The 22,627-nt window shown below is 68.7% G+C and carries 19 protein-coding genes and 2 pseudogenes; 5 read left to right on the forward strand and 16 right to left on the reverse strand.

Annotated elements, in window-relative coordinates; all coding sequences use genetic code 11:
- Positions 1–86: 86 nt before the first annotated feature.
- From CCO03_RS09835 to CCO03_RS19735, 8 genes are all read right to left on the reverse strand, one after another.
- Positions 87–1,799: a cytochrome c biogenesis protein DipZ gene (locus tag CCO03_RS09835; protein ID WP_087280504.1), complete on the reverse strand. Its 1,713-nt coding sequence runs from the start codon at positions 1,797–1,799 to the stop codon at positions 87–89.
- Positions 1,800–1,823: 24 nt separating this feature from the next.
- A complete protein-coding gene (locus CCO03_RS09840; RefSeq protein WP_087280506.1) occupies positions 1,824–2,849 on the reverse strand; it encodes an alpha/beta fold hydrolase in 1,026 nt (341 codons plus the stop codon).
- A 221-nt stretch (positions 2,850–3,070) separates the two neighbouring features.
- Entirely contained in the window at positions 3,071–3,202 is a 132-nt protein-coding gene (locus CCO03_RS20595; protein WP_257789713.1) for a hypothetical protein, read from the reverse strand.
- 8 nt (positions 3,203–3,210) lie between these two features.
- A complete protein-coding gene (locus CCO03_RS09845) occupies positions 3,211–3,960 on the reverse strand; it encodes a response regulator (RefSeq protein ID WP_087280509.1) in 750 nt (249 codons plus the stop codon).
- Complete coding sequence (locus tag CCO03_RS09850; protein ID WP_087284515.1) at positions 3,957–5,282, reverse strand: ATP-binding protein; 1,326 nt, start codon at positions 5,280–5,282, stop codon at positions 3,957–3,959. The genes CCO03_RS09845 and CCO03_RS09850 overlap by 4 nt, the downstream gene beginning before the upstream one ends.
- Before the next feature lie 10 nt (positions 5,283–5,292).
- Entirely contained in the window at positions 5,293–5,712 is a 420-nt protein-coding gene (locus tag CCO03_RS09855) for an Ohr family peroxiredoxin (RefSeq protein ID WP_087284512.1), read from the reverse strand.
- On the reverse strand, positions 5,709–6,290 hold the full coding sequence (locus tag CCO03_RS20750; RefSeq protein WP_087280512.1) for a LysR substrate-binding domain-containing protein: 582 nt from the start codon (positions 6,288–6,290) through the stop codon (positions 5,709–5,711). Before CCO03_RS20750 ends, CCO03_RS09855 begins: the two co-directional genes overlap by 4 nt.
- Before the next feature lie 88 nt (positions 6,291–6,378).
- Complete coding sequence (locus CCO03_RS19735; RefSeq protein ID WP_157667619.1) at positions 6,379–6,558, reverse strand: hypothetical protein; 180 nt, start codon at positions 6,556–6,558, stop codon at positions 6,379–6,381.
- 13 nt (positions 6,559–6,571) lie between these two features.
- Between CCO03_RS19735 and CCO03_RS09865 the strand changes: the two are divergent.
- The 3 genes and pseudogenes from CCO03_RS09865 to CCO03_RS09875 form a co-directional block, all read left to right on the forward strand.
- Positions 6,572–6,962, forward strand: a pseudogene (locus tag CCO03_RS09865) (aldehyde dehydrogenase family protein); the annotation flags it as partial.
- A 257-nt stretch (positions 6,963–7,219) separates the two neighbouring features.
- Positions 7,220–8,662 carry a PA0069 family radical SAM protein gene (locus CCO03_RS09870; protein WP_087284518.1) on the forward strand — a complete coding sequence of 481 codons (1,443 nt, stop codon included), beginning with the start codon at positions 7,220–7,222 and terminating at the stop codon, positions 8,660–8,662.
- 732 nt (positions 8,663–9,394) lie between these two features.
- Positions 9,395–10,270, forward strand: a pseudogene (locus CCO03_RS09875) (ZIP family metal transporter); the annotation flags it as partial.
- 635 nt (positions 10,271–10,905) lie between these two features.
- Here CCO03_RS09875 and CCO03_RS09880 read toward each other — a convergent pair.
- From CCO03_RS09880 to CCO03_RS09895, 4 genes are all read right to left on the reverse strand, one after another.
- Positions 10,906–12,261: an amidohydrolase gene (locus CCO03_RS09880; protein ID WP_087280518.1), complete on the reverse strand. Its 1,356-nt coding sequence runs from the start codon at positions 12,259–12,261 to the stop codon at positions 10,906–10,908.
- A gap of 231 nt (positions 12,262–12,492) precedes the next feature.
- Positions 12,493–13,554 carry a phosphotransferase family protein gene (locus tag CCO03_RS09885; protein ID WP_087280520.1) on the reverse strand — a complete coding sequence of 354 codons (1,062 nt, stop codon included), beginning with the start codon at positions 13,552–13,554 and terminating at the stop codon, positions 12,493–12,495.
- A gap of 9 nt (positions 13,555–13,563) precedes the next feature.
- Positions 13,564–14,856, reverse strand: coding sequence for an acyl-CoA dehydrogenase family protein (locus CCO03_RS09890; protein WP_087280523.1), 1,293 nt, complete (start codon positions 14,854–14,856; stop codon positions 13,564–13,566).
- Positions 14,857–14,965: 109 nt separating this feature from the next.
- Positions 14,966–15,736, reverse strand: a complete 771-nt coding sequence (locus tag CCO03_RS09895; protein WP_087280525.1) for an SDR family NAD(P)-dependent oxidoreductase — start codon at positions 15,734–15,736, stop codon at positions 14,966–14,968.
- Positions 15,737–15,819: 83 nt separating this feature from the next.
- On the opposite strand from CCO03_RS09895, the gene CCO03_RS09900 reads away from it, so the two are divergent.
- Entirely contained in the window at positions 15,820–16,596 is a 777-nt protein-coding gene (locus tag CCO03_RS09900; RefSeq protein ID WP_087280528.1) for a TetR/AcrR family transcriptional regulator, read from the forward strand.
- Between the two features lie 371 nt (positions 16,597–16,967).
- Here CCO03_RS09900 and CCO03_RS09905 read toward each other — a convergent pair whose 3' ends face one another.
- The 4 genes from CCO03_RS09905 to CCO03_RS09920 form a co-directional block, all read right to left on the reverse strand.
- Positions 16,968–17,669: a class I SAM-dependent methyltransferase gene (locus tag CCO03_RS09905; RefSeq protein ID WP_087280531.1), complete on the reverse strand. Its 702-nt coding sequence runs from the start codon at positions 17,667–17,669 to the stop codon at positions 16,968–16,970.
- Positions 17,670–17,739: 70 nt separating this feature from the next.
- Positions 17,740–18,309: an NUDIX hydrolase gene (locus CCO03_RS09910; protein ID WP_087280533.1), complete on the reverse strand. Its 570-nt coding sequence runs from the start codon at positions 18,307–18,309 to the stop codon at positions 17,740–17,742.
- A gap of 499 nt (positions 18,310–18,808) precedes the next feature.
- Complete coding sequence (locus CCO03_RS09915; protein WP_087280536.1) at positions 18,809–19,900, reverse strand: phosphotransferase family protein; 1,092 nt, start codon at positions 19,898–19,900, stop codon at positions 18,809–18,811.
- A gap of 195 nt (positions 19,901–20,095) precedes the next feature.
- Entirely contained in the window at positions 20,096–20,815 is a 720-nt protein-coding gene (locus tag CCO03_RS09920) for a Crp/Fnr family transcriptional regulator (protein WP_087280539.1), read from the reverse strand.
- A 559-nt stretch (positions 20,816–21,374) separates the two neighbouring features.
- Between CCO03_RS09920 and CCO03_RS09925 the strand changes: the two genes are divergently transcribed.
- Positions 21,375–22,514 (forward strand): ATP-binding protein, encoded by a 1,140-nt coding sequence (locus CCO03_RS09925; protein WP_087280542.1) that lies wholly within the window; start codon positions 21,375–21,377, stop codon positions 22,512–22,514.
- The last annotated feature ends 113 nt before the right edge of the window (positions 22,515–22,627 follow it).

The following is a 22,627-nucleotide window of genomic DNA, read 5'->3' on the forward strand; positions in this document are numbered from 1 at the left end:
ACATGCGGGTCTTGGGGCTGGTGGGCGAGGATTGGCGGCTTGCCGCAGGCGCCGTTGGCGTGGCGCTGAGCGAGGTCTGTCGTTGGTCAGCCGAACGTGAACGCGTAAGCGCGCGCACCCGGGTCGAGGAAGCGGATCTCCACCGTGCGGGCCTTGACCGCGCCGCCCTGGCGCACCAGCTGGTACAGGCGCGTGGCGTCGACGACGCCGTTGCCCTCGGCATCCACGTCGGTACCGTGGTCCGCGCCCGGTGGCTGGCCGTCCAGCGTCAGGCGAAAGCGCAGCGGGCCCGCCGCATCGCCCTTGCCCAGCACCAGGTTGGCGTCGCGCGCCTGGAAGCGCACCGCCAGGCGACCGCCGGCCTCTGCGCCTTCGACGTACTCGGGCCGCAGCGTCCAGGTACCGGCCAGCGACCAGCTGTTGGTCTGCAGCGCGGCCGGTTGGTAGGGTGCCGGCTGATCGGCCACGATGCGGCCGGCCACGCGCGGCGCGCTGCCCTTCTCGTAGCCCAGGTAGGTCTCGGGGCTGCGCAGCGTCGCGGCATCGGCGGCCAGGCCCGGGCCGCGCGTGTCGGGCTGCACCTCGGGCGCGGCGCTGTCAGCGGCCGGGCTGCCCGCTTCGCGCAGCAGCTCCTCGATCACGCGCTCGGAGGCCGCGTAGCCGCCCTCGCCGAACTGGTGATGCCGCACACGCCCCTGCGCATCGATGAAGTACAGCGCGGGCCAGTACTGGTTGCTGAAGTTGCGCCAGATGCGGTAGTCGTTGTCCTGCACCACGGGGTAGCCGATCTGCAGGTCGCGCAGCGCACGCTGCACGTGGCCGCTGTCCTTCTCGAACGCGAACTCGGGCGTGTGCACGCCCACCACGACCAGGCCGCGGTCGGCGTACTTCTGCGCCCAGGCCTTCACATAGGGCAGCGTGCGCAGGCAGTTCACGCAGGAGTAGGTCCAGAAGTTCACGAGCACGACCTTGCCGCGCAGTGCGGGGATGGACTGCGGGGCCCCGTTCAGCCACTGCGTGCCGCCGTCCAGATTGGCGCGCGTGGATTCGACAGGCAAGCGGCTGGGCTGGAGTTGCGCAGCTTCGGCATTCGGCAATACACGCTGCAGCAGCCCGGCCTCCAGGCTCGCCGCACCGGGCGCCGTGAACCGCGCCAGCAGGGCCGTGTCCAGGCCCGCCGCGACGGCTGCCACCGCGGCCAGCATGGCGGCACCTGCCACGCGGCCGGCCGCACCGGGCAGCAGCCGGGCCTTCAACGCCGCCAGCGGCCGGGCCCCCAGGCGCAACGCCAGGCCCAGCGCAACGGCCGCGCCGGCACCGTAGGACAGCAGCAGCCAGCTGGTGCTGGCGCCGGGACCCGCCAGCGCAGCCGTGGACAGGACCAGGCCCAGCACCGGACCGGCGCAAGGCGTCCAGACCAGGCCCGTGGCCAGGCCCAGCAGCAGGGAGCCGCGCCAGCTGCGGCCGTCCTGCGTGGCGGCCAGGCGCTCACCGGCCCGCACCAGCGGCGCGCTCCACCAGGCGGCCAGCCGTGGCCACAGCAGCGAGGCTGCGAACAGGGCCAGCGCCGCCAGCGCGATCCAGCGGCCCACGAGATTCAGTTGCACGGCCCAGGCGCCTGCCACGGCGCCCAGCGAGGCGACGAGCGCGAAGCTGGTCGCCAGGCCGGCCAGCAAGGGCAGCTGGCCCTGCACGAAGGGCCGGTCGTGCCGCGCGAAGACGAAGGGCAGCACCGGCAGGATGCAGGGGCTCAGCACGGTCAGCATGCCGGCGACGAAGGCAAGGATGGCGAGGGACATGGCAGCTCCAGGCGATGCGGTGGCTCAGAGCCGCGTGACGTCGATCACCGCCTGCGCGAACGCGGCCGGCGCCTCCTGCGGCAGGTTGTGGCCGATGCCGCCATCGAGGTTGCGGTGCTGGTAACGACCGCTGAACTTCTTCGCATAGACGGCCGGGTCGGGATGCGGCGCGCCGTTGGCATCGCCCTCCATCGTGATGGTGGGCACGGCAATGTTCGGGGCCAGGGCCAGCCGCTGCTCCAGCGCGTCGAAGCGCGATTCGCCCGCCACAAGGCCGATGCGCCAGCGGTAGTTGTGGACCACGATGGCCACGTGGTCGGGGTTGTCGAAGGACTGCGCGCTGCGCTGGTAGGTGGCCTCGTCGAAGCGCCACTGCGGCGAGGCCTGCTGCCAGATGAAGCGGTTGAAGGCCACCGGGTTGGCGGCGTAGCCGTCGCGGCCGCGGTCGGTCGCGAAGTAGGACTGGTACCACCAGGCGAACTCGGCCGCCGGCGGCAGCGGCTTGGCGTTGGCCTGCGGGTTGCCGATCAGGTAGCCGCTGACGGACACCAGGCCGGCCACGCGCTCGGGCCAGACGGCGGCCAGGATGCAGGCCGTGCGCGCGCCCCAGTCGAAGGCGCCCAGCACGGCCTGGCGGATGCCCAGCGCGTCCATCAGCGCGACGATGTCCTGGGCCACGGCGCCCTGCTGGCCGTTGCGCGGCGTGGCGTCGGACAGGAAGCGCGTGCCGCCGTAGCCGCGCAGGGACGGCACGATCACGCGGTAGCCCGCCGCCGCCAGGCGCGGCGCCACGTCGACGAAGGCGTGGATGTCGTAGGGCCAGCCGTGCAGCAGGATGGCGACCGGGCCGTCGGCCGGGCCGGCCTCGGCGTAGGCCACGCGCAGGTCGCCGGCAACCATGGTCTTGAGCGGCGCGAAGCCCGTGGCGCCGCCTGCCGTGGCGGCCCGGACAGGCGCGGCCAGCAGGCTGGCGAAGGATGCGCTGGCGAGGGTCAGTGCGGCGCCGCCGAGGAACTGGCGGCGGCGGGGGGTGGTGTCTGCGGTGTGCATGGCAAGCCTTTCGGTTGGTTGGGACGTTGCCGGCGCGCTGTGCGCCGGCTGGCCTCCAGTACACCGCCGCGGTGTATGTGGCATGTGTCATGGACACCCTGGAAATGCATGTCCATGTCGCCGAACGCGGGCCGGATACAGAGCCATACAAAGTGGCCCCCAAACGACGCCGCCACCTCGAAGGTGGCGGCGCGTTGCAGGCGAAGGAGAAGGGATGGCGCTCAGCCGCCACGCCGCCGCGCTGGCGGCGCGGAATTCGCCGACGGCACGGCGCAGGGCCGTCCGGCGGACTGGGTGACTTCGGAGGCCAGCCCGCCGAACAGGAAGAACAAGGAGAACAGCAGCTTGCGCATGGCGGCCCCTACGCGTCCTGCGCCTCGACCTGCACCGCGAACACATAGCCCTCGCTGCGCACGGTCTTGATGTAGCGCGGCTCGCGCGCGTCGTCGCCCAGGCACTTGCGCAGACGGCTGACCATGAGGTCGATCGAGCGCTCGAACAGCTCGGCCTCGCGGCCCTGCGTGATCAAGAGGATCTGGTCGCGCGTGAGCACCTTCTGCGCGTGGTCCACCAGCACGCGCAAGAGCCGGTACTCCGCACCGCTCAGCGAGACCACCGTGCCCTCGCGGTCCAGCAGCACGCGCTCCACCGTGTCCAGCCGCCAGTCGCCGAAGGCCAGGAAGCGCGCCTCGTCGGTGCTGCGCAGGTTGGGCGGCAGCATGCGCGTGCGCCGCAGCACCGACTTCACGCGGGCCAGCAGCTCGCGCGCGGCGAAGGGCTTGGCGAGGTAGTCGTCGGCGCCCATCTCCAGGCCCAGCACGCGGTCGGCCTCGTCGCCGCGTGCGGTGAGCATGATGATGGGCAATGACTTGTGCTTGCCGGCGCGCAGGTCGCGGCACAGCGTGAGCCCGTCCTCGCCGGGCAGCATGAGGTCCAGGATGACGAGGTCGAAGGGCCCCGCGGTCTCCAGCGCCTGGCGCATGTGCCGGCCCGTGGGCACGGTGGTCACGCGCAGGCCGTTTTTCTGCAGGTAGGCGCTGACCAGGTCGCGGATCTCGCGGTCGTCGTCGACCAGCAGCAGGTGGTCGGCGGCAGGCGTGGTGGTGTTCATCGGGTGCTCTCGGTCGTGGAAGTCGGCAGGCACAGGCTGGCAGAGAGCCCGCCGCCGGGCCGGTTGCGCAGGGCCAGCGCACCGCCCAGCGACAGCGCCAGCTGGTGTGCGATGGCCAGGCCCAGGCCGGTGCCGCCGGTCTCGCGGTTGCGCGAGCCCTCCAGGCGGTAGAAGGGTTGCAGCACGGCGGCCAGCTGGTCCTCAGGGATGCCGGGGCCCGCGTCGCAGACCTCGACCCGCACGGCGCCGTCTTCCAGCCGGACACCCACCTCGGCGCGCTCGCCGTACTTGAGCGCGTTGTCGACGAGGTTGGTCAGGATGCGGCGCAGCGCCTGCGGCCGCGTGGCGAGGGCGATGCCGGCCTCGCCCGTGAGCGTGACCGGGCGGCCGGTGTCGGCATAGTCGTTGACGAGGCTGCGCAGCAGCGCGTCCAGGTCGAGCCGGCGCAGCGGTTCCTCGATGCCCTGCAGTGTTTTCGCGTAACCCACGCCCTCCTGCACCAGCGTGCGCATGGCCTCGAGGTCGGCGCGGAATTTGTCGGCATCGGGCAGCTCGTCGGCCAGGTCCACGCGCAGGCGCATGCGCGTGATCGGCGTCTGCAGGTCGTGCGAGATGGCGGCCAGGATCTGCATGCGCTCCTGCACGGTGCCGGCGATGCGCCGCTGCATGGCGTTGAAGGCGCGCGCGGCCTGCGCCACCTCGGCGGGGCCGCCCTCGGCCACCGGCGACGGCCGCAGGTCGGGGCCGAGCCGGTCGGCCGCCTGCGCGAGCCGCGCCAGCGGGCGCGTGACCAGCCGCATGCCGGCCCAGGCGCACAGCGCCAGCACCAGCAGCTGCGCGAGCAGCAGCCAGGTCACCCAGTCCGCCACCGGCATGGGCATGCGGCGCGCCAGCACGTAGAGCATGGAGCCGTCGCTGAGCCGCAGCTGCATGCGCACGGCATCGGACTGGCCGATCTGTCCGATCGCCAGCACCGGGAACGGCTGCAGCGCCTGCGCCACCACCTCGGCGAAGCGGGCCAGCGCGGGCGCCGTGGGCGGCGGCGTGTCGACCGCGCCTTCCAGCGCGAAGCTGTAGTTGGGCCGCTCCAGGCGCGGGAACCAGGCGGCCCGCTCGTCGGCGGGCAAGCGGTCCAGCATGGCGACGGAACTCGCGATGTCGCGCTCCACGCCACTGAGCATGAGGTTCATGAGCGTCTGCCCGCGCTCGTGGCGGATCGCGGCATAGGTCAGCAGCTGGGCCAGCGCCATGCCCAGCACCACCAGCAGCGTCACGCGCGCCAGCAGCGTGGCCGGCCAGAGCCGTCGCAGGAAAGCGCGCATCTGCAACGCGTCAGGCGACCGACAGGGCGACGGCGATGTTGCCGCGCGTGGCCTTGGAATACGGGCACAGCTGGTGCGCGGCCTCGACGATGGCCAGCGCGGTGTCCCGCGGCACGCCGGGCACGTGGACCTTGAGCCGTGCCGCCAGCTTGAAGCCCTCGTGCCCTTCGACCAGGTCGACCTCGGCATCGACGGCCAGCTCGGCGGGCAAGCGCAGGCCCTGGACCTGGGCCGCACGAGCCATCGCACCCATGAAGCAGGCCGACCAGCCGGCCGCGAACAGCTGCTCGGGGTTGGTGCCGGTGCCCGTGGTGCCGAAACGCGTGAGCGTGATGTCCAGGCGGCCGTCGTCGCTGCGCGCGGCGCCGCTGCGCCCGCCCGTGGTGTGGGTGCGGCCGGTGTAGAGAACCTTGTCTGGGGTGGTGGTCATGGTGTGCATCCTTCGGAGGGTCTTGTCGAAATGACGGCGCGATTGTTCAAGGGCGCGGCGTTCTGTCCGAGGGGTTTTCTGACCGCATGTAGCGGCCAGGGCTGCGGGTACAAAACCATACAAGAATCTGGGTGCCAGCTTGTGGCCTGCTCACGCAGCTCGTGGGCCAGGGCCACCAGCGCCCGCAGCGCTGCAGGCACATGACGGTGGCCCGCGTAGTCAGGCTGAGCCCCGGCAGTTGCGGCGCACAGCTGTCCAGCACGGTCTGCAGGGGTGCCCCTGGCGATGTCATCGGCCACATACCACCGAGCCAATTGCGCCAAGCCCGTGCCGCTGCGCGCGGCCTCTCGCATGAGCAAGGGCGCATCGCAGACCAGGGGGCCCGGCACATCCATCTCTACCGACCGGCCTTTGACACGCAAGGGCCAGGACGACGGTGCGCCGCTGGGCAGATGAGTCTGGATGCAGCGATGGCGCAGCAGATTCACCGCCGTCCGCGGCGGGGCGCACTGCGCCAGATAGTCGGGGGAGCCGACGATGACCAGCGGCACCTCCTGCGTCAACGGCACACGCACCATGTCCTTGGGGACCAGGTGACTGGGCCGCAGGCCGGCACCACCTCGGGATAGCGCCGCGCGAACGTGCCCAGCAAGGGGGTGTGGCTCATCAGGGCCGTACCCAGCCCGTCTCTCTGCGGTCGTTCACCAGTGCTTCTGCCGCCTCGATCTGCTGCACGGCAGGGCCGATCTGGGCCACGAACAAACCCTGCGAGTTGATCCCCTGGCAGACCGACGTGACAGCGCAAGCTTTGCACGCGGCCGGCTTGCCGGCGGAGGTCTTCAACATCCTGTTGGGCCTTGGCGACGAGCAAGGCGCGACGCTGATCGCTGGCGGCGACACGGGGTCACTTCGTGCGCCCCACGGTTTTCGCCCAAGTGCGCAACGACATGGACATCGCGCGCGAGGAAATCTTTGGTCCCGTGCTTTCCACCCTCTCGTACACCGACGACGACGCCATCGCCCAGGCCAACGAATCGGCCTATGGCCTGCAGGCCTACGTATTCTCACCTGACGCTGCCCGCAGCCGATCTGTGGTGCAGCAGCTTCAGGCCGGGACCGTGCTCATCAACCGGACCGTGACCGATCCGCTGGCGCCCTTCGGCGGCCTCAAACTGTCCGGCCTCGGCCGTGAGAATGGCATCTTCGGCCTGGAGTCCTTCCTGGAGCCCCAAGCCATCATCGCGGGATGATGCTCCTGTCGGCCAGGCCCGATGCCGGGCGAGCACGGCTCAGGATGACCGCACCGAGCCCGGAGACACCCCCGGCCTGCGTCAAGGCGTCACGCCCTCCTGTCCCTGATCGGCACCAGCCACCGAGCCGGTAGCCTTGCTCGCAGGCTCCCATGGAGCGGGCCGGTTGGCGCATGTTGAATGGAGGCATGAAATTGCTTGGATACTGTATAAAATAACAGTAAAATATGGCCTCGCAGTCACCCACGGAGGCGAGCATGGCGATATCGCCACCCCACACCAGCGAGACCATCCCACGGGCCGGTGGCCGCCAGCCGCTGCCCAACGAAATTGCCTGGCGGCGTGAGCCCGAGCACGGGGACCAGCATGCGCACGGTGGTACGGCGACCGGACGTGGCGGGCGGCGCGAAGCGGCGGGGCCGCCTCTCAAAGGCCGGGGGGCCGTGGGCAACGTGGTGCACCGGTTTGCCCAGACCCGCACCGAGGCCGTCGACGATGGCTGGGCCCCCCTGGCCTGGCTGCCGAGCGCACCGCAGGCCGGCGTGGTGGACGGTGAGGACGGTCCGGCGGGCGGCCCGGACCCCGACATCGTCCAGGGCGGCGACCTGAACGAGAGGCTTTCGGACGAAGGCGCCATGGCCGTGGCGGACGCGGATGCCGACCTCTGGGGGCCGGCCGTGAGCTGGCGCACCGAGGTGACGGCCGAATGGGCCAAGAGCGTCATCACGCGCAACCGCTCGCCCGACCTGCCGTTTGACCAGAGCCTGAACCCGTACCGCGGGTGCGAGCACGGCTGCATCTACTGCTTTGCGCGCCCCACCCACAGCTACCTGGGCCTGTCACCGGGGCTGGATTTCGAACGCCGCATCGTCGCCAAGACCAACGTGGCCGAGTGCCTGGCGCGCGAGCTGGACTCGCCGCGGTATCGGCCCAGGCCCTTGGTCATTGGCACGGTGACCGATGCCTACCAGCCCATTGAGCGCGAGCTGGGCCTGACGCGGCGCGTGCTCGAGGGGCTGGTCGCCCGGCGGCACCCGTTTTCCATCATCACCAAGGGCGCCGCCGTCGAGCGCGACCTGGACCTCATCGCCCCCATGGCGGCGCAGGGCCTGGCCTCCGTCTACGTGACCGTCACCAGCCTCGATGGCGCGCTGATCCGCAAGCTGGAGCCGCGCGCGGCGTCGCCCGCGCGGCGGCTGCGCACCATCCGCACCCTGGCGGCGGCTGGTGTGCCGGTCGGGGTCAGCGTGGCGCCGCAGATTCCTTTTCTGAACGACGACATGGAGCAGGTGCTGGCCGCTGCCCGCGAGGCCGGGGCCGGTAGCGCCTTCTACACCGTGCTGCGCCTGCCGTGGGAGTTGGTGGACGTGTTCCAGGACTGGCTGCACGCGCATTTCCCGGACCGCGCGGCCCGCGTGATGGCGCGCGTGCAAGACCTGCGCGGCGGCCGCCTGAACGACGCGCGCTTTGGCAGCCGCATGCAGGGCCAGGGCCTGTGGGCTGACCTGCTGGCCCAGCGCTTTGCGCGGGCCTGCCGACAACTCGGTCTGAACCAGCGCGCGCAAGAGGACGACATGCGGCTGACCGCCTGGCCGGCACGCGGGGTGTTCACGCCGCGGGGGGAGGGCGATGTACCGCGCGAAGTCCCGTCGCCCCGCCCAGCGCAGCCGCCGCAGCCCCGGCAGGGCAGCCTGTTTTGATGCCCCCGGCGTCAGGTAACGCGTTTCGGGGCATTGCGAATCCAGGGCAGCAAGGCGTGCGGCGGTCATCGTCCCGGGCCAAGTGCCATGTGGCGATCGACGTGCGCCGGAACGCCGAAGGGGGCCGGTCACGGTGCTGGTGGCCAGGTCAAGCCCTGGCGGATTCGCGCCTGCTGGGCATCACGCTGGCAGATGGCGCGGGCGTTGGCTTGAAAAGACGGCATGCATTTGGCCGTTCGCAGACCAGCGTCAGGCGCTTTGCCCCCAGCCGGTCACATCGCCGAGGGTGAGGTTGGCGATGCACATCCAGGCCGTGCTGGAGCGTGGGCTCCCCGGAAGGTTTGTGCTGCGAGGACGGCAGACTTGGCGCGGTTGTGTGGCCGGGTGCTGGCCATCCATGGGTCTGAAGGGCTGCGAGCAGCCACAGCCGCAGCACATGCCTTTAAGAGAATGCAGCGTCGAGTCGGCGCGGCACGTCATGGGCGGGGCTGATTCGAGTCGGCTTCAGGCCGCCCAGGTGACGGCGCCTGCACGATTCGGGGCCGAGGGGGTTGACAGCTTCGCTAAGATTTCACGGTGAACAGGGCTCACGGCGACATGCGCGATCCAGCGCGGCCGAAGGCCCTTTTTTTGCGGTGTCTCGACGCGGCGCAGGCGATGGCCTGCTGGCCGGGCACCTGACGCGGCGGGACCACAGCCCGACGCGCAACCTCTTGAAGGCTGGAGCGAGTGATGTTGTTGTTGGCGATCGTGCTGGGGACGGTGTTGGCGGGCGTGGGCAGTGTCTGGGTGGCGGCCTTGCTCAGCTATGGGGCGCTGTCGCGCTACACCGCGCACATGCTGAGCCTGGCGGCGGGCGCGTTGCTGGCCACGGCCTTCATGCACCTGCTGCCGGAGGCGTTCGAGTCTGAGATCAGCGCCCAGATGCTGTTCACCACCTTGCTCATCGGCCTGGTGTTCTTCTTCCTGCTGGACAAGGCCGAGTTGTGGCACCACGGCCATGAACACGCGCCCAGCATGCCCTCGCTGGATCAGGCCATGCAGGGCGAGCCCCAGGCCGATGCCCATGCACACGCACACGCACACGCACACGCACACGATCATGCGCGCGGACATGCCCACGCCCACGGCCATGCGCATGGCAAGGGCCACAGCCATGGCGGCGGCGCCTGGTCCATCCTGACCGGCGACGGCGTGCATTGCTTTGGCGACGGCGTGCTCATTGCCTCGGCCTTCATGGCCGACCTGCACCTGGGTGCCGTGGCCGCGGTGGCGGTGCTTGCACACGAGGTGCCGCACCACATGGGCGACCTGGCCGTGCTGACCCAGGGCAAGCGCGACCGGCGCACCGCCTTGCTGAAGGTGTCGCTGGCCGGGGGCTTGACGGCATTGGGCGGCGTGGTGGGTTACCTGTTGGTGGACCACCTGTCGCAGTGGCTGCCGATCTTCCTGGTGCTGGCCAGCAGCAGCTTCATCTACGTGGCGCTGGCCGATCTGATCCCGCAGCTGCAAAAGCGCCTGTCGGCGCGCGAAACCGGCGCGCAGCTGATCTGGCTGGCCATCGGCATTGGCCTGGTGACCGTGGCCAGCCATGGGTTGCACGAGCATGCCCACGGCACGCATGCGCATGGCGAGGCCGGCCATTCGCACGGCCATGACCATGACCTCGATGATGGTCACGACCACGCCAAGGAACCCGCGACGCCGGCGTCGGAGCCCGGCCACGATCGCGAGCACGCGACGGCGCCCGCCGCCTCAGCGTCTGAATCCGGCCACGACGCTGCGAATGCGGCACAAACGCCCGCGTCCGAGCCCGGTCACGACCATGATCATGACCATGCCAAGGAGCACGGCCACAGGCACTGAGGGGGCCAGGATGTGAGGGGCGTGCGCTGAGCTGCCGATCACAATGCATCGGCGAAGCAGGTGTACGGCCTCGAGGTGGATGTGCCCTGCACCCCGTCCTGTGCCGTGCCAGGGCATGTCGGCTGCCTCGTGCCGGGCGATATTGATGTGAGGGGCAGTATGACCCGGTTCCCGTTTTTTTTGCATCGAGACTGGGTGGATACTGGATCGACCTTGGTTTGATTTGCCTGACTCTGGCGGCCTGCAGGGTTGGATGCAAGCCAGTTCAGGGGTCTGGTGCGGCATGGCCTGCCGCCACAGGCCAAGGATGGGCGGGTCGGCGATGGCGCGCCCGCCCCGAGCAGCGAGACGGGGTGCCGCCCGCTGCAGCGGCGTACTCAGCGCGCCGAGGCCAGGCGCGTCAGCTGATCCAGCGCCAGCGCCGACAGGGCCTGGGCGCCCGTGGGCATGGCGGCCTCGTCGAAATCGAACAAGGGCGAGTGGTTGGGCGCGGGCGTGCGGTCCTTGGGCGGTGCGCCCAGGATGAAGAAGAAGCCCGGCACCTTCAGCTGAAAGTCCGAGAAGTCTTCCGAGCCACTGACCAGCGGGATCACCTCGGCCTTGCCACCGGTCACGGCTTGCAGCACGGGCACGGCGTGGCCCGACAGCTCGGCCGGGTTCTCGGTGGGTGGGTAGGCCACGTTGCTGAACGTGACCTGGGCCGTGGCGCCCGAGGCCGAGGCGATGGTGCTCACCATGTGGGCGATGCGCTGCTTGGCATCCGTGCGCATGTCCTGGTTGAAGGTACGCAGCGTGCCCAGCATCTCGACCTTGTCGGGGATGATGTTCTCGCGGTTGCCGCCGTTGATGGCGCCGATGGTGACGACGGCCGGGGCCTTGGTGATGTCGAGCTGGCGGCTCACCACGGTCTGCAGGCCGCTGACGATCTGGGCCGAGGCGGCAATGGGGTCGATGCCCGACCACGGTTGCGAGCCGTGGGTCTGCTTGCCCGTGACGTTGATCTTGAAGCCGTCGGCGCCGGCCATCATCGAGCCAATGCGGTAGCCGATGGCGCCGAGGGCCGGGCGCGGTGCCAGGTGCAGGCCGAAGATGGCGTCCACCTTGGGGTTGTCCAGCACGCCGTCGGCGATCATGGCCTTGGCGCCAAAGGTCTCGTGCTCGTGCTTGGGGTCTTCCGAGCGGCCTTCCTCGGCGGGCTGGAAGATGAACTTCACGGTGCCCGGAATCTCGGCCTTCATGCCGGCCAGCACCTCGGCCACGCCCATCAGGATGGCGGTGTGGCCATCGTGGCCGCAGGCGTGCATCACGGGCGAGTCCTTGCCGAAATTCTTCGCCGTGACCTTGGAGGCGAAGGGCAGGCCGGTCTGTTCCAGCACGGGCAGGGCGTCCATGTCGGCGCGCAGCGCCACCACCTTGCCGGGCTTGCCGCCGCGCAGCAGGCCGACGACGCCGGTGCCGCCCACGCCGGTGCGGACCTCCAGTCCCAGCGCGCGCAGGTGATCGGCCACGAGCTTGGCCGTGCGCACCTCCTGGCCCGACAGCTCGGGGTGCTGGTGGATGTCGCGGCGCCAGGCCACCATCTTGGGTTGTACGGCCTGAGCGCGTTGGCCCAGCTGCTGGATCTGCTCGGGGCTCAAGGCCTGGGCACTGGCCAGGCCCGGCGTCAGCGCGAGCGCGGCCGCGAGCATCACAGGCGAAAGGGAAAAGGACAAGGCGTGAGGCAAACGTGTCATGGTGTCAGGCAAAAGCAGATGAAGGCCCACCTTGCGGGGGCCTGCCGACCATAAGCAAGCTGGGCCGATGCCGCCATTCGCACAAGCCCCAGCTGTGGTCCATGGGGTGACACGCCCGGGACTCGGCCACGGTGCCAACCTGATCGACGCGTTTGCCGGCCTCAAGCTGCCGAGCAGCGGCACGGTGTCGCCCGGATCTGAAGACATGGGGCTTGAGCCTGCCCCCGGGCCTCACACCCGCATGGCGTTCGGCGAGTCGATCCAGCCGCTGGCGCGGGCGAGCAGGGCCTGCGTGGTGGCGTGCAGGCGGTCGCCGATGTCCTTGGGGGCCTTGCCGGCGCAGGCGCGCGCGTGCGAGCCTTCCAGGATCAGCCCCAGCTTGAAGCAGGCCAGCACGGCATACCACTTCAGGTGCGACAGGTCGCGCGTGGTGAACTTCGCGTAATGCTCCACCAGCTCCTGCGGGGTGGGAAAGCCGTGCCAGGGCTGCACCCGACTCGAGGCCGACACGCCGTCCCAGGTGGCCATGAGCCAGCCCACGTCAATGAGCGGATCGCCAGCCGTGCACAACTCCCAGTCGACGATGGCGGCCAGCTCGGGGCTGTCGTTGCGGTACATCACGTTGGCGATGTGGTAATCGCCGTGCATGAGGCCGGGTTGGAAGCTGGTGGGGCGATGCTCCGTCAGCCAGCCCGCAATGCCTTTCACGTCGCCCAGCGAATCGGGGCCGGGCCAGCCTGCGTACTCGCGGTAGCTGTCGAGCTGCTTGAGCCAGCGCGGCACCTGACGCTCCAGAAAGCCCTCGGTCTTGCCAAAGTCGCTCAGGCCCACAGCGGCCAGGTCCACACGCCCCAGCGCGGCTGCACCTTCGGCAATGGCCAGGCCCATGCGGTGGCGCACGGCCGGGTCGCCAGCGTGCAAGGCGGGCATGCCCACCGAGGCGTTGAAGCCGTCTATGGGCTCCATCAGGTAGAACATGCAGCCGATCACCTCGGGGTCCAGGCAACCCGCGATCAGGCGCGGGTGCGGCACGTCGGTGTCGGCCAGCGCGCCCAGCACCCGGATCTCGCGCTGCATGATGGCGTTGCCATCCATGCGCGGGTGCAGCGGCGGGCGGCGCAGCACGTAGCCCCGGCCCGCGCGCTCAAAGCGCAGCAGCAGGTTCTGCGTGCCGCCGGTCAGCTGCAGCACGTTCTCCAGCGGGCCTTCGCCCAGGCCTTGGCGGTCCATCCAGGCCAGCAGGCGCTCGGGGTCGGCCAACTGGCGCCAGTCGAGTTCGGTGGCATTGCTCATGGTGGTCTTTCAGAGGGTGGCTTGCAGGTCTTCCAGCGCGTCGCCGTACAGGGCCTGGGCGTGTTCGCGGCGGCGGGGCAGGTGGTAGGACGGGAACAGGTCCGTCGTGGGCTGGTAGGCGCCCAGCACCTCGCGGGCCACGGTCACCTTGTGGACCTCGGTCGGGCCGTCGGCCAGGCCCAGGAAGAAGGAGTCGATCACGCCCTTGGCGAACGGCATTTCGCTGGACACGCCGATGGAGCCGTGCAGGTGCAGCGCGCGCGCCGCGATGTCGTGCAGCAACTTGGGCATGGCGGCCTTCACGGCGGCGATGTCCTTGCGCACCAGCTTGTAGTCGTGGTGCTTGTCGATCAGCCAGGCGGTGCGCAGCACCAGCAGGCGGAACTGCTCCAGCTCGATCCACGAATCGGCGATCTTCTCCTGCACCATCTGCAGCTGCGAGAGGTTGCGACCCTTGGTCTCGCGCGAGATCACGCGCTCGCAGGTCATGTCGAACAGCGCCTTGGCGTGACCGATGGTGCGCATGGCGTGGTGGATGCGACCGCCGCCCAGGCGCGTCTGTGCCACCACGAAGGCCTGGCCTTCGCCGCCCAGCAGGTGGTCGGCCGGCACGCGCACGTTGGTGTAGCGGATGTAGGCGTGCGTGGGCACGTGCTCGGCGCCAAAGCCCACGTTGCGGATGATCTCGATGCCCGGGGTGTCGGCGGGCACGATGACCATGGACTGGCGCTGGTAGGGCGAGGCTTCGGGGTTGCTGACGGCCATGACGATGAAGAAATCGGCAAAGCGCACGTTGGACGAGAACCACTTCTCGCCGTTGATCACCCACTCATCGCCATCGCGCACGGCGGTGGTGGTGAAGATCAGCGGATCGGCGCCGCCCTGGGGCTCGGTCATCGAAAAGCACGACACGATCTCGCCGTTCAGCAGCGGCTTGAGCCAGCGCTCTTTCTGCTCGGCCGTGCCGTAGTGGGCCAGGATTTCGGCGTTGCCGCTGTCTGGGGCCTGGCAGCCGAACACGATGGGCGCGAAGGCCGCGCGGCCCAGGATTTCGTTCATCAGCCCCAGCTTGACCTGGCCGTAGCCCTGGCCGCCCAGTTCGGGGCCCAGGTGGCAGGCCCACAGGCCGCGGCGCTTGACCTCGTCCTGCAGCGGGCGCACCAGCTTGATGTTGGCCGGGTTCTTCACGTCGTACGGGCTGCCCAGCACGAACTGCAGCGGCTCGACCTTGGTGCGCACGAACTCGTCGATCCAGTCGAGTTGTGCCTGGAAGTCGGCATCGGTTTCAAAGGACCAGCTCATGGCGTGTCTCCAGGAATGAGGGGGTGAAGGGTTGGCTTAGGGTATGGTGACATTGCCGTTTCATCAACAACGGGATTGGCACCATACTCATTCAAAAATGGAGCAGTGTTCAGGACAGGGTCAGGCCGCCATCGACGATGAGGGTGCGGCCCACCACATAGGCCGACAGTGGCGAGGCCAGGAACAGCGCCGCACCCGCCATGTCGGCCGGCGTGCCCAGGCGGCGCACGGGAATCTTGCGTTGCGTGGCGGCCAGGCGGTCGGGGTGGTCGGTGGTGACCTTGGTCAGCTTGGTGTCGACCAAACCCGGGGCAATGCCGTTCACGCGGATGCCGTCGCGCGCCCAGGCCTGGCCCAGCGAGGCCGTCAAGCCCACCACGCCGTGCTTGGAGGCGGAGTACGCAGGGTTGCCCATGGTGGACTTGAAGCCCGCCACCGAGCTGACCGTGATCAGCGAGCCCTGGCTGGCCGACAGCATGGCGTGGAACTTGGCGGCGCAGGCCATCATCGAGTCGAGGTTGGTGCGCACCACCACGTCGAAGCCCGGCATGGTGAATTCCTCGCGGCCGTAGCGCACCGTGCCCTGCGACAGCACCAGCACGTCCAGCTGGCTGAAGGTGGGCTGCACGGCCTCGACCGCCGCGGTGCTGGCCACGTCGACCTGGGTGTAGGTCAGGCCGGTCATGTCGGAACCCTCGGCGGCGGAGTAGTCCGCCGCGCTGGCACGCGTGCCCCAGATGTGCACGTCCGCACCCAGCTCGCGGAAGGCGTGTGCGATGCCGTTGCCGATGCCGCTGCTGCCGCCGACAACGAGCACGGTCTTGCCGGCAAAGTTCAGCGCGTTGGCGAAGCCGCTGGGGGCGGCGTGGGGTGCAGTCATGTCTCGCTCCGTTTCGTTCGGGTGGATTTCTCAGGTCTAATTGGTACATCGACCTAATTGGGTCACTGTACCGATTGAATGCCATGCGCGATGTCACCTCAACTACAGATTCGGACCCCGATCCACGCGGCAGCGCGCCTGCCGATGTGACAGCGGACGCGTCGGTCGGCGTGGTTCAGGGTGCGCCGACAGGTGCGTCGGCGAGTGCTTCGGCCGCCGGCTCGGGCAAGGGCTTGGAAACGCGCGAGCACCTCAAGCAGGTCGCGCTGCAGCTGTTTGCCGAGCGAGGCGTGGCGCAGGTGTCGGTGCGCGACATCCTGGCCGCCGCAGGCCAGCGCAGCGGCGGGGCCTTGCACTACCACTTCGGGGGCAAAGAGGGCCTGCTGCGTGAGCTGATCGCCGATGCCGCGCGCCAGTTCGACGAAGCGCGGTTGCACAAGCTGGCGGCGCTCAAGCGCAAGCGCTCGCCCCCCACGCTGCGCGACGTGCTGCGGGTGCTGGCCGACCCATTCGATGGCGCGGTGCGCGAGCAACTCGTGCCCCGGGGGTATGGCGCCTTGCTGAACGCGCTGCAGGTGGAGCACTACGCCGCGTTCACGCAGGGCGTGGAAGGCCTGGACCTGGGCTACCGCGAGTGCATCGGCATGCTGCGGGCGTTGTTGCCCGCGGTGCCGCGCCAGCAGCTCAACCAGCGCATCCGCCTGATGATGCTGTTCCTGTTCAGCGCGGCCTCGGCGCGCGAGCGGGCCACCGGCCCTGCGCAGGGCGAGGCGGGCGGGTGGCAGCAGTTCTGGTCCGAGGCCGGCAGCAAGGACACCCTGCTCGACTGCCTGGAGGGCATGTTGACCGGGCCGGCGTGAGCGATGCAGCCCGCAGCCGGCGCTGCCCTCGCCGCGAGCGGACGGGGCGCGTCCAGCCGCCCGCCGAGGCGCGGTAGGGCGCGGCTCCAGGCCAACTCCCCCGACGCCTCCATGATCCAAGCCTATGGTCGCCTGGCTCCGGAACTGTGCAGTTGAGTGTTGAATGCAGTATGCCCCTGCTGCCGTTGACATGAAAACGGCAGTGCGGTGATACTGCATGAATCCGACGTCGTGGCTGGATGTGGCATGCCGACGCGCCCAGTCCTCGGCCACGTTCTGTGGTGTTGATGGACAGCGACGGACACGGATGGCTGACGCCGGTCACATCGCCGCCTGCAGGCCATGGCCGGCCACCGTGCGGCGTCGCCCGCTCAGGCCCGCGTGGATTCGTACAGGCTCACGTGCCGGAATTCGTCGGGCTCGCCGAGGTCGGGCCAGGTGCAGGCGTCCAGCACGGCGGTGCGCCGGTAGCGCGCATGCCGGAAATCGCGCACGCGCGAATCGGCCACGATGACGTGATCGGCGCGGGCCACAAATGCATCGAGCAGCGGCAGGTTCTCGCGGTCGTACAGCACATCGGCCGCCAGCAGCACGTCGACCTGCGCCGGTGCCGTGAAGAAGTCGCTGGACTCCCCCAGCGCCACGCCGTTGAGCGCGGCGTTGGCGCGGCAGGCCGCCAGCGCCAGCGGGTCCAGATCGCAGGCGATGACCTCGGCCGCGCCAGCGTGGGCTGCCGCAATGCCGGCGATGCCCGAGCCGGCCCCGAAGTCCAGCACGCGCTTGCCGCGCACCTGCTCGGGGTGGGCATGCAACCAGCGCGCCAGGGCCAGGCCGCTGGCCCAGCAAAAGCACCAGTACGGCGGCTCGTGCAGGATGCGACGCGTTTCCTCGGCATCGAACGGGCGCTGCATGTTGGCCGGATCGATCAGCCACAGGGCCAGGTCGGACGCGGGCGTGCCACCCTGGGCGGGCAACGCCGTGGGCTGCAGGCGGGCATCGGGCAGCAGCTGGCCCAGCGCCTGCTGCAGCGCATCGGCCAGCTCGCTGGATGAGCGCGGGACGAGCACGGGCATCAGCAGGGGGAGTAACGGGCGATGCGCGTCATCTGCGTGACGGGCGTGGCGGCATACTGCAAGTCGGCCTTCAAGCCGGCTTGCGGGGTTGGAAGCGGATGTCGAAACAGTGCACGCCAAACTGGCTGCGTTGACGCTCTTCGATGAACAGCTTCAAGGTTCGGCTCACGGTGAGGAAGGCGAGCTCGTCCCAGGGGATGTCGTCGAGCTTGAACATGCGCGCTTCCACGGTTTCAGCGCCGGGGTCGAAGTCCAGCGACGTCAGCTCGGCGAGGAAGAAGCTGTGCACCTGGCCCACCTGCGGCACGCTGATGACGGTGAACAGCGGCCCCAGCGTCAGCTGGGCGCCGGCCTCTTCATCGGTTTCGCGCCGGGCCCCTTCGGCCAGGGTTTCGCCCAGCTCCATGAAGCCGGCGGGCAGGGTCCAGAAGCCCTCGCGCGGGGCAATGGCGCGTTTGCACAGCAGCACCTGATCGCCAAAGTAGGGCACCGTGCCCACCACGTTGAGCGGGTTCACGTAATGCACAGTGCCGCAGTTGGGGCACACGGCGCGCTCGCGTGTGTCGCCGTCGTCGGGCACGCGGTAGGTCACGGCATGGCCGCACTCGCGGCAGAACTTGATGGCGTCGCGCTGTTGCATGGCGGGGGAGTTTAGGGCAAGCGGTTGAAGCGGACGCGGGTAGGCTGTCACCTGGCGCCAGACGGCGGGGACGCGCGCTGCGTCAGCGGGGTGCGCAGCGTGCGCGTGCTGGCCAGCGGCGTCAGACCCTGGGGTGGCCTGCAGATGCCGCACCAGCGGTCTGGGAAGCCATGGGCGCCAAGGCATGGACCCCCAAAAAAGACGCCATGGCGCCGGTTGCACAATGTGGCTTGGGATCAGCCGTCGTGCTTGATCGGCATCTCGACCTTCGCGCCGGTGACCAGCTGCCTCATTCCAGCTGGCGATGGCGCTGCAGTGCATGTCGGCCGACAACCGAATCGGGGCCGCAAGGTCGTGAAGACGCCGCGCAGCGGACATCGCTGGTGCGGCCCGGCTCGGCGGGTGGGGGCGTCTGGTGATGAGTGTGAATGGCAGTATGGCCGGTTCGCCGATGACAAGTAATCGGCAAGCGGATCATACTGCCTCCCCCAGATGCACCTCAGTGCGCGCCGGCGTCCTGGGCGAACTTCCAGGCCAGCTCGGCCATGGGACGTGCACGCGCCGCCGATTTCTTGGCGTTCTCGTTCGAAGCGGTGCCGGCTTCCACGCGCTTGGCGATGCCTTGCAGGATGGCCGCGATGCGGAACATGTTGAAGGCGATGTAGTAGTCCCAGTCCTTGTAGAGCTCCTCGGCGGTGAAGAAGCCGGTGCGCTCGCAGTACTTGCGGATGTAGCTCAGCTCGTCGGGGATGCCCAGCGCCTTCAGGTCCACACCGCCGATGCCGCGCGAGAGCTCGTGCGGCGTGCGCCAGGACATGCAGTGGTAGCTGAAGTCGGCAATCGGGTGGCCCAGGGTGGACAGCTCCCAGTCGAGCACGGCGATGACCTTGTTCTCTTCGGCGGCGAACATCATGTTGTCCAGGCGGAAATCGCCGTGCACGATGCTGGTCAGGTCCTGCTTGGCGCTCTCGGGCATGTGCTTGGGCAGCCACTCGATGAGCTTGTCCATCTCGTCGATGGGGGTGGTGATGGACGCGGTGTACTGCTTGCTCCAGCGCGAAATCTGGCGGTCGAAGTAGTTGCCCGGCCGGCCGTAGTCGCCCAGGCCTTGCTGCTTGTAGTTCACCTTGTGCAGGTTGGCCAGCGTCTGGTTCATCTGGTCGTAGATCTCACCGCGCTGCGCGTTGGTCAGGCCCGGAAGGGTCTGGTCCCACAGCACGCGGCCGTCCTTGAACTCCATGATGTAGAACGCGCGGCCGATGTAGGACTCGTCGTCGCACAGGCCGAACATGCGCGGCACGGGCACGTCGGTGCCGGCCAGGCCGCTCATCACGTTGAACTCGCGCTCGATGGCGTGGGCCGAGGGCAGCAGCTTGGCCACCGGGCCGGGTTTGGAGCGCATCACGTAACGCGTCTTGGGGGTGATGAGCTTGTAGGTGGGGTTGGACTGGCCACCCTTGAACATCTCCATGGAAAGCGGGCCCTCGAAGCCCGGCACATGGGCCTTCATCCAGACCGACAGCTTGTCGAGGTCGATCTGGTGCTCGGGGGCGACGGGCTTGGTGCCCACGTAGTTGTCCAACTGTTCCATGTGTCTCCTCTGCGGGATGGTGAATGGTTTAAGGCGTGCGACCAGCATGAACGCTGGCGGTCAGCAGGTCAGGAAAATGGCGTACATGGGGCCGATGCGCCCATGCAGCGATGTTAAATAGAATGCAAAAAGCGCCGCAACCCGAAGGCCGCAGCGCTTGTCGCGTGCGAAACTGGCGCGCAGCGCCAGCGTCGTTCATTCCACGGTTTCGCTGATCGTGACAAGGGCTTGACGATCGCGCACGATGAGGCCCGAGGGCTCGATCTTGATGATGTCCTGGCGCTCCAGCGCCTTGAGCTCCTGGTTCACGCGCTGACGCGAGGCGCCCACGAGCTGCGCCAACTCTTCTTGAGCCAGCTGCAGGCCGATGCGCACATGCGCGTCGTTGTCGTTCAGCGGCACGCCATAGCTGCGGGCCAGGTTGCTCAGTTGCTTGGACAGGCGGGCGCGCAGCGGCAGGGTGTTCAGGTCCTCCAGCAGCGTGAAGAGCTGGCGCGAGCGGCGCGAGGCGATCCACAGCAGCGCTTCGTACAGCTCGGTGTGTTCGGCCAGCAGGCGCTTGAAGTCGGCACGCGACACGCACAGCACCGAGGTCGGGCCGTGGGCGTAGCAGTCGTGGCTGCGGTGGTCGCTGTCGAACAGCGAGATGTCGCCGAACCAGATGCCCGGTTCGATGTAGGTCAGCGTGACCTGGCGGCCGGAAATCGAGGTCGAGCACACGCGGATGGCACCGCGGGCACACCCCAGCCAGGCATCGGGCACGTCGCCACGGGCGTAGATCATGTCGCCGTCGTTGAATCGCTTGACGTACGCACATCGCAGGATGTCATGCCTCAGAGAGGGGGAAAGTCCAGAAAACCAGCGACCATTGCTGATTGCTGTCCGCTCTTCGATCGTAAGCTTAGGCTCATCCATGCTCTGTTGTCTCCGTGACTACGAACTGAGGGAAATGTCGCTGCGGCGACCTATCTTTTGGACAATGTTAATCGTTTTTTGAGAATGCGGGTTCAAAAAACGCATAAGAATCGAGCTGAAATGGCACCGCACTCCTGAAATAAGAGCGGGAAAATTCCATGCTTCAACCGCTAGCAACTTTTTTGCACCGCAGCATGACTCGCATGTGACAGCGGAGAAAAAGGTTTCGCAGGCCGTGGGCCCGGGCGACTTGGTTGAACAATCCCGTGCCGGACGTTCAGCAAGAGCGCGGTTTTTGGGGGGTGCAAGCCGCGATGCAGGCGCAGGGTGCGTCAGGCCCATCATGCAACCGCAGCGGGCGTGGGGCAAGCCCTGTTTCACCTGTAGGACATGGCCGGTCGGCGTGGGGTGGCGGCCCGCGCGGACCTGTGTTTGAGACGGCTGGTTCACTTTCCAAGCTGGGGGCGTGCACAAATGGACATGGGGTGGGCAACGGCCCCGAAAAAACCACGGCGACGTGGCCCACAATGTGCGCTTTCGCAGTCATCCCGCTCTCGCCATGGCCACACGCAAGACCAAGACCTCCGAAACCAAAGCCGAAGCGCCCAACACCCTGCAGCGTCCGCCCGCCGAGGTGCTGTACGCCGATCAACTGGCCCGGCTGCGCGAGGCGGACACCGATCCGCGCCCCCCGGGCTGGGCGCTGTCCCTGAAGGCCGCGCGCCGTTTCATCCTGGGGGACGCCGAGCGCGACATGGCGCCCAAGATCGTCGCGCCGGTGGCCAGCATCGAACGCATGCTGGTGTCGCTGGCCACGGGGCGCGGCCTGATGCTGGTGGGCGAGCCGGGCACGGCCAAATCCATGCTGTCGGAGCTGCTGGCTGCGGCCATTTCGGGCGATTCGACGCTGACGATTCAAGGCGGCGCCTCGATCACCGAGGACCAGATCAAGTACGGCTGGAACTACGCCTTGCTCATCAACGAAGGGCCGAGTCCGCGTGCGCTGGTGCCGGCGCCGCTCTACCAGGGCATGAACCTGGGCAAGATCGTGCGCTTCGAGGAGATCACGCGTGCGCCGCTCGAGGTGCAGGACTGCCTGCTGGGCATGCTGTCGGACCGGGTGTTGGCGGTGCCCGAGCTGGAGGGCGAGCACGCCATGCTGTACGCCCGCGAGGGCTTCAACATCATTGCCACGGCCAACACGCGCGACCGCGGCGTCAACGAGATGAGCGCCGCGCTGAAGCGCCGCTTCGATTTCGAGACCGTGTTCCCCATCATGGATTTCGACCGCGAGATGGCGCTGGTGCAGTCGGCCTCGACGCGCCTGCTGGCCCAGAGCGGCATTCCCCACACCGTGCCGGCCAACATCGTGGAGCTGCTGGTCACCACCTTCCGCGACTTGCGCGGCGCCAAGGACGCCAACGCCGGCAAGGGCCAGAACTCGGACATGGACAAGCTGACGGCCGTCATGTCGACCGCCGAAGCCGTGAACGTGGCCCATGCCGTGGGCGTGCGCGCCTGGTTCCTGGAGCAGCGCGAAGGCAGCCCGGCCGACCTGGTCGACTGCATCGCCGGCACCGTGGTGAAGGACAACGCCGACGACCGCGCCAAGCTGCGCCGCTACTTCGAGCAAAAGGCCGCGAAGAAGCCCGGCGCGCACTGGCAGGCCTACTACCAGGCCCGGCACCGCCTGCCTTGATGCGTGGGGCTTGTGTGGTGCCGGAGTATGACGGTGTTTCCGATGACAAATCATCGGGATTGGGTGAATACTGCCCAAATGACACGGCCTGGGTAACACGACATGGGGGTGCA

Origin of the sequence: Comamonas serinivorans (assembly GCF_002158865.1) — a bacterium.
GTDB classification, from domain to species: Bacteria; Pseudomonadota; Gammaproteobacteria; order Burkholderiales; family Burkholderiaceae_C; genus Comamonas_E; species Comamonas_E serinivorans.

Bases quoted from the DNA above. Each gene is read 5' to 3' on its own strand.
- CCO03_RS09835 (WP_087280504.1), bottom strand. From the start codon at position 1,799: ATGTCCCTCGCCATCCTTGCCTTCGTCGCCGGCATGCTGACCGTGCTG.
- CCO03_RS09840 (WP_087280506.1), bottom strand. From the start codon at position 2,849: ATGCACACCGCAGACACCACCCCCCGCCGCCGCCAGTTCCTCGGCGGC.
- CCO03_RS20595 (WP_257789713.1), bottom strand. From the start codon at position 3,202: ATGCGCAAGCTGCTGTTCTCCTTGTTCTTCCTGTTCGGCGGGCTGGCC.
- CCO03_RS09845 (WP_087280509.1), bottom strand. From the start codon at position 3,960: ATGAACACCACCACGCCTGCCGCCGACCACCTGCTGCTGGTCGACGAC.
- CCO03_RS09850 (WP_087284515.1), bottom strand. From the start codon at position 5,282: ATGCGCGCTTTCCTGCGACGGCTCTGGCCGGCCACGCTGCTGGCGCGC.
- CCO03_RS09855 (WP_087284512.1), bottom strand. From the start codon at position 5,712: ATGACCACCACCCCAGACAAGGTTCTCTACACCGGCCGCACCCACACC.
- CCO03_RS20750 (WP_087280512.1), bottom strand. From the start codon at position 6,290: ATGGTGCGTGTGCCGTTGACGCAGGAGGTGCCGCTGGTCATCGTCGGC.
- CCO03_RS19735 (WP_157667619.1), bottom strand. From the start codon at position 6,558: ATGTTGAAGACCTCCGCCGGCAAGCCGGCCGCGTGCAAAGCTTGCGCT.
- CCO03_RS09870 (WP_087284518.1), top strand. From the start codon at position 7,220: ATGGCGATATCGCCACCCCACACCAGCGAGACCATCCCACGGGCCGGT.
- CCO03_RS09880 (WP_087280518.1), bottom strand. From the start codon at position 12,261: ATGACACGTTTGCCTCACGCCTTGTCCTTTTCCCTTTCGCCTGTGATG.
- CCO03_RS09885 (WP_087280520.1), bottom strand. From the start codon at position 13,554: ATGAGCAATGCCACCGAACTCGACTGGCGCCAGTTGGCCGACCCCGAG.
- CCO03_RS09890 (WP_087280523.1), bottom strand. From the start codon at position 14,856: ATGAGCTGGTCCTTTGAAACCGATGCCGACTTCCAGGCACAACTCGAC.
- CCO03_RS09895 (WP_087280525.1), bottom strand. From the start codon at position 15,736: ATGACTGCACCCCACGCCGCCCCCAGCGGCTTCGCCAACGCGCTGAAC.
- CCO03_RS09900 (WP_087280528.1), top strand. From the start codon at position 15,820: ATGCGCGATGTCACCTCAACTACAGATTCGGACCCCGATCCACGCGGC.
- CCO03_RS09905 (WP_087280531.1), bottom strand. From the start codon at position 17,669: ATGCCCGTGCTCGTCCCGCGCTCATCCAGCGAGCTGGCCGATGCGCTG.
- CCO03_RS09910 (WP_087280533.1), bottom strand. From the start codon at position 18,309: ATGCAACAGCGCGACGCCATCAAGTTCTGCCGCGAGTGCGGCCATGCC.
- CCO03_RS09915 (WP_087280536.1), bottom strand. From the start codon at position 19,900: ATGGAACAGTTGGACAACTACGTGGGCACCAAGCCCGTCGCCCCCGAG.
- CCO03_RS09920 (WP_087280539.1), bottom strand. From the start codon at position 20,815: ATGGATGAGCCTAAGCTTACGATCGAAGAGCGGACAGCAATCAGCAAT.
- CCO03_RS09925 (WP_087280542.1), top strand. From the start codon at position 21,375: ATGGCCACACGCAAGACCAAGACCTCCGAAACCAAAGCCGAAGCGCCC.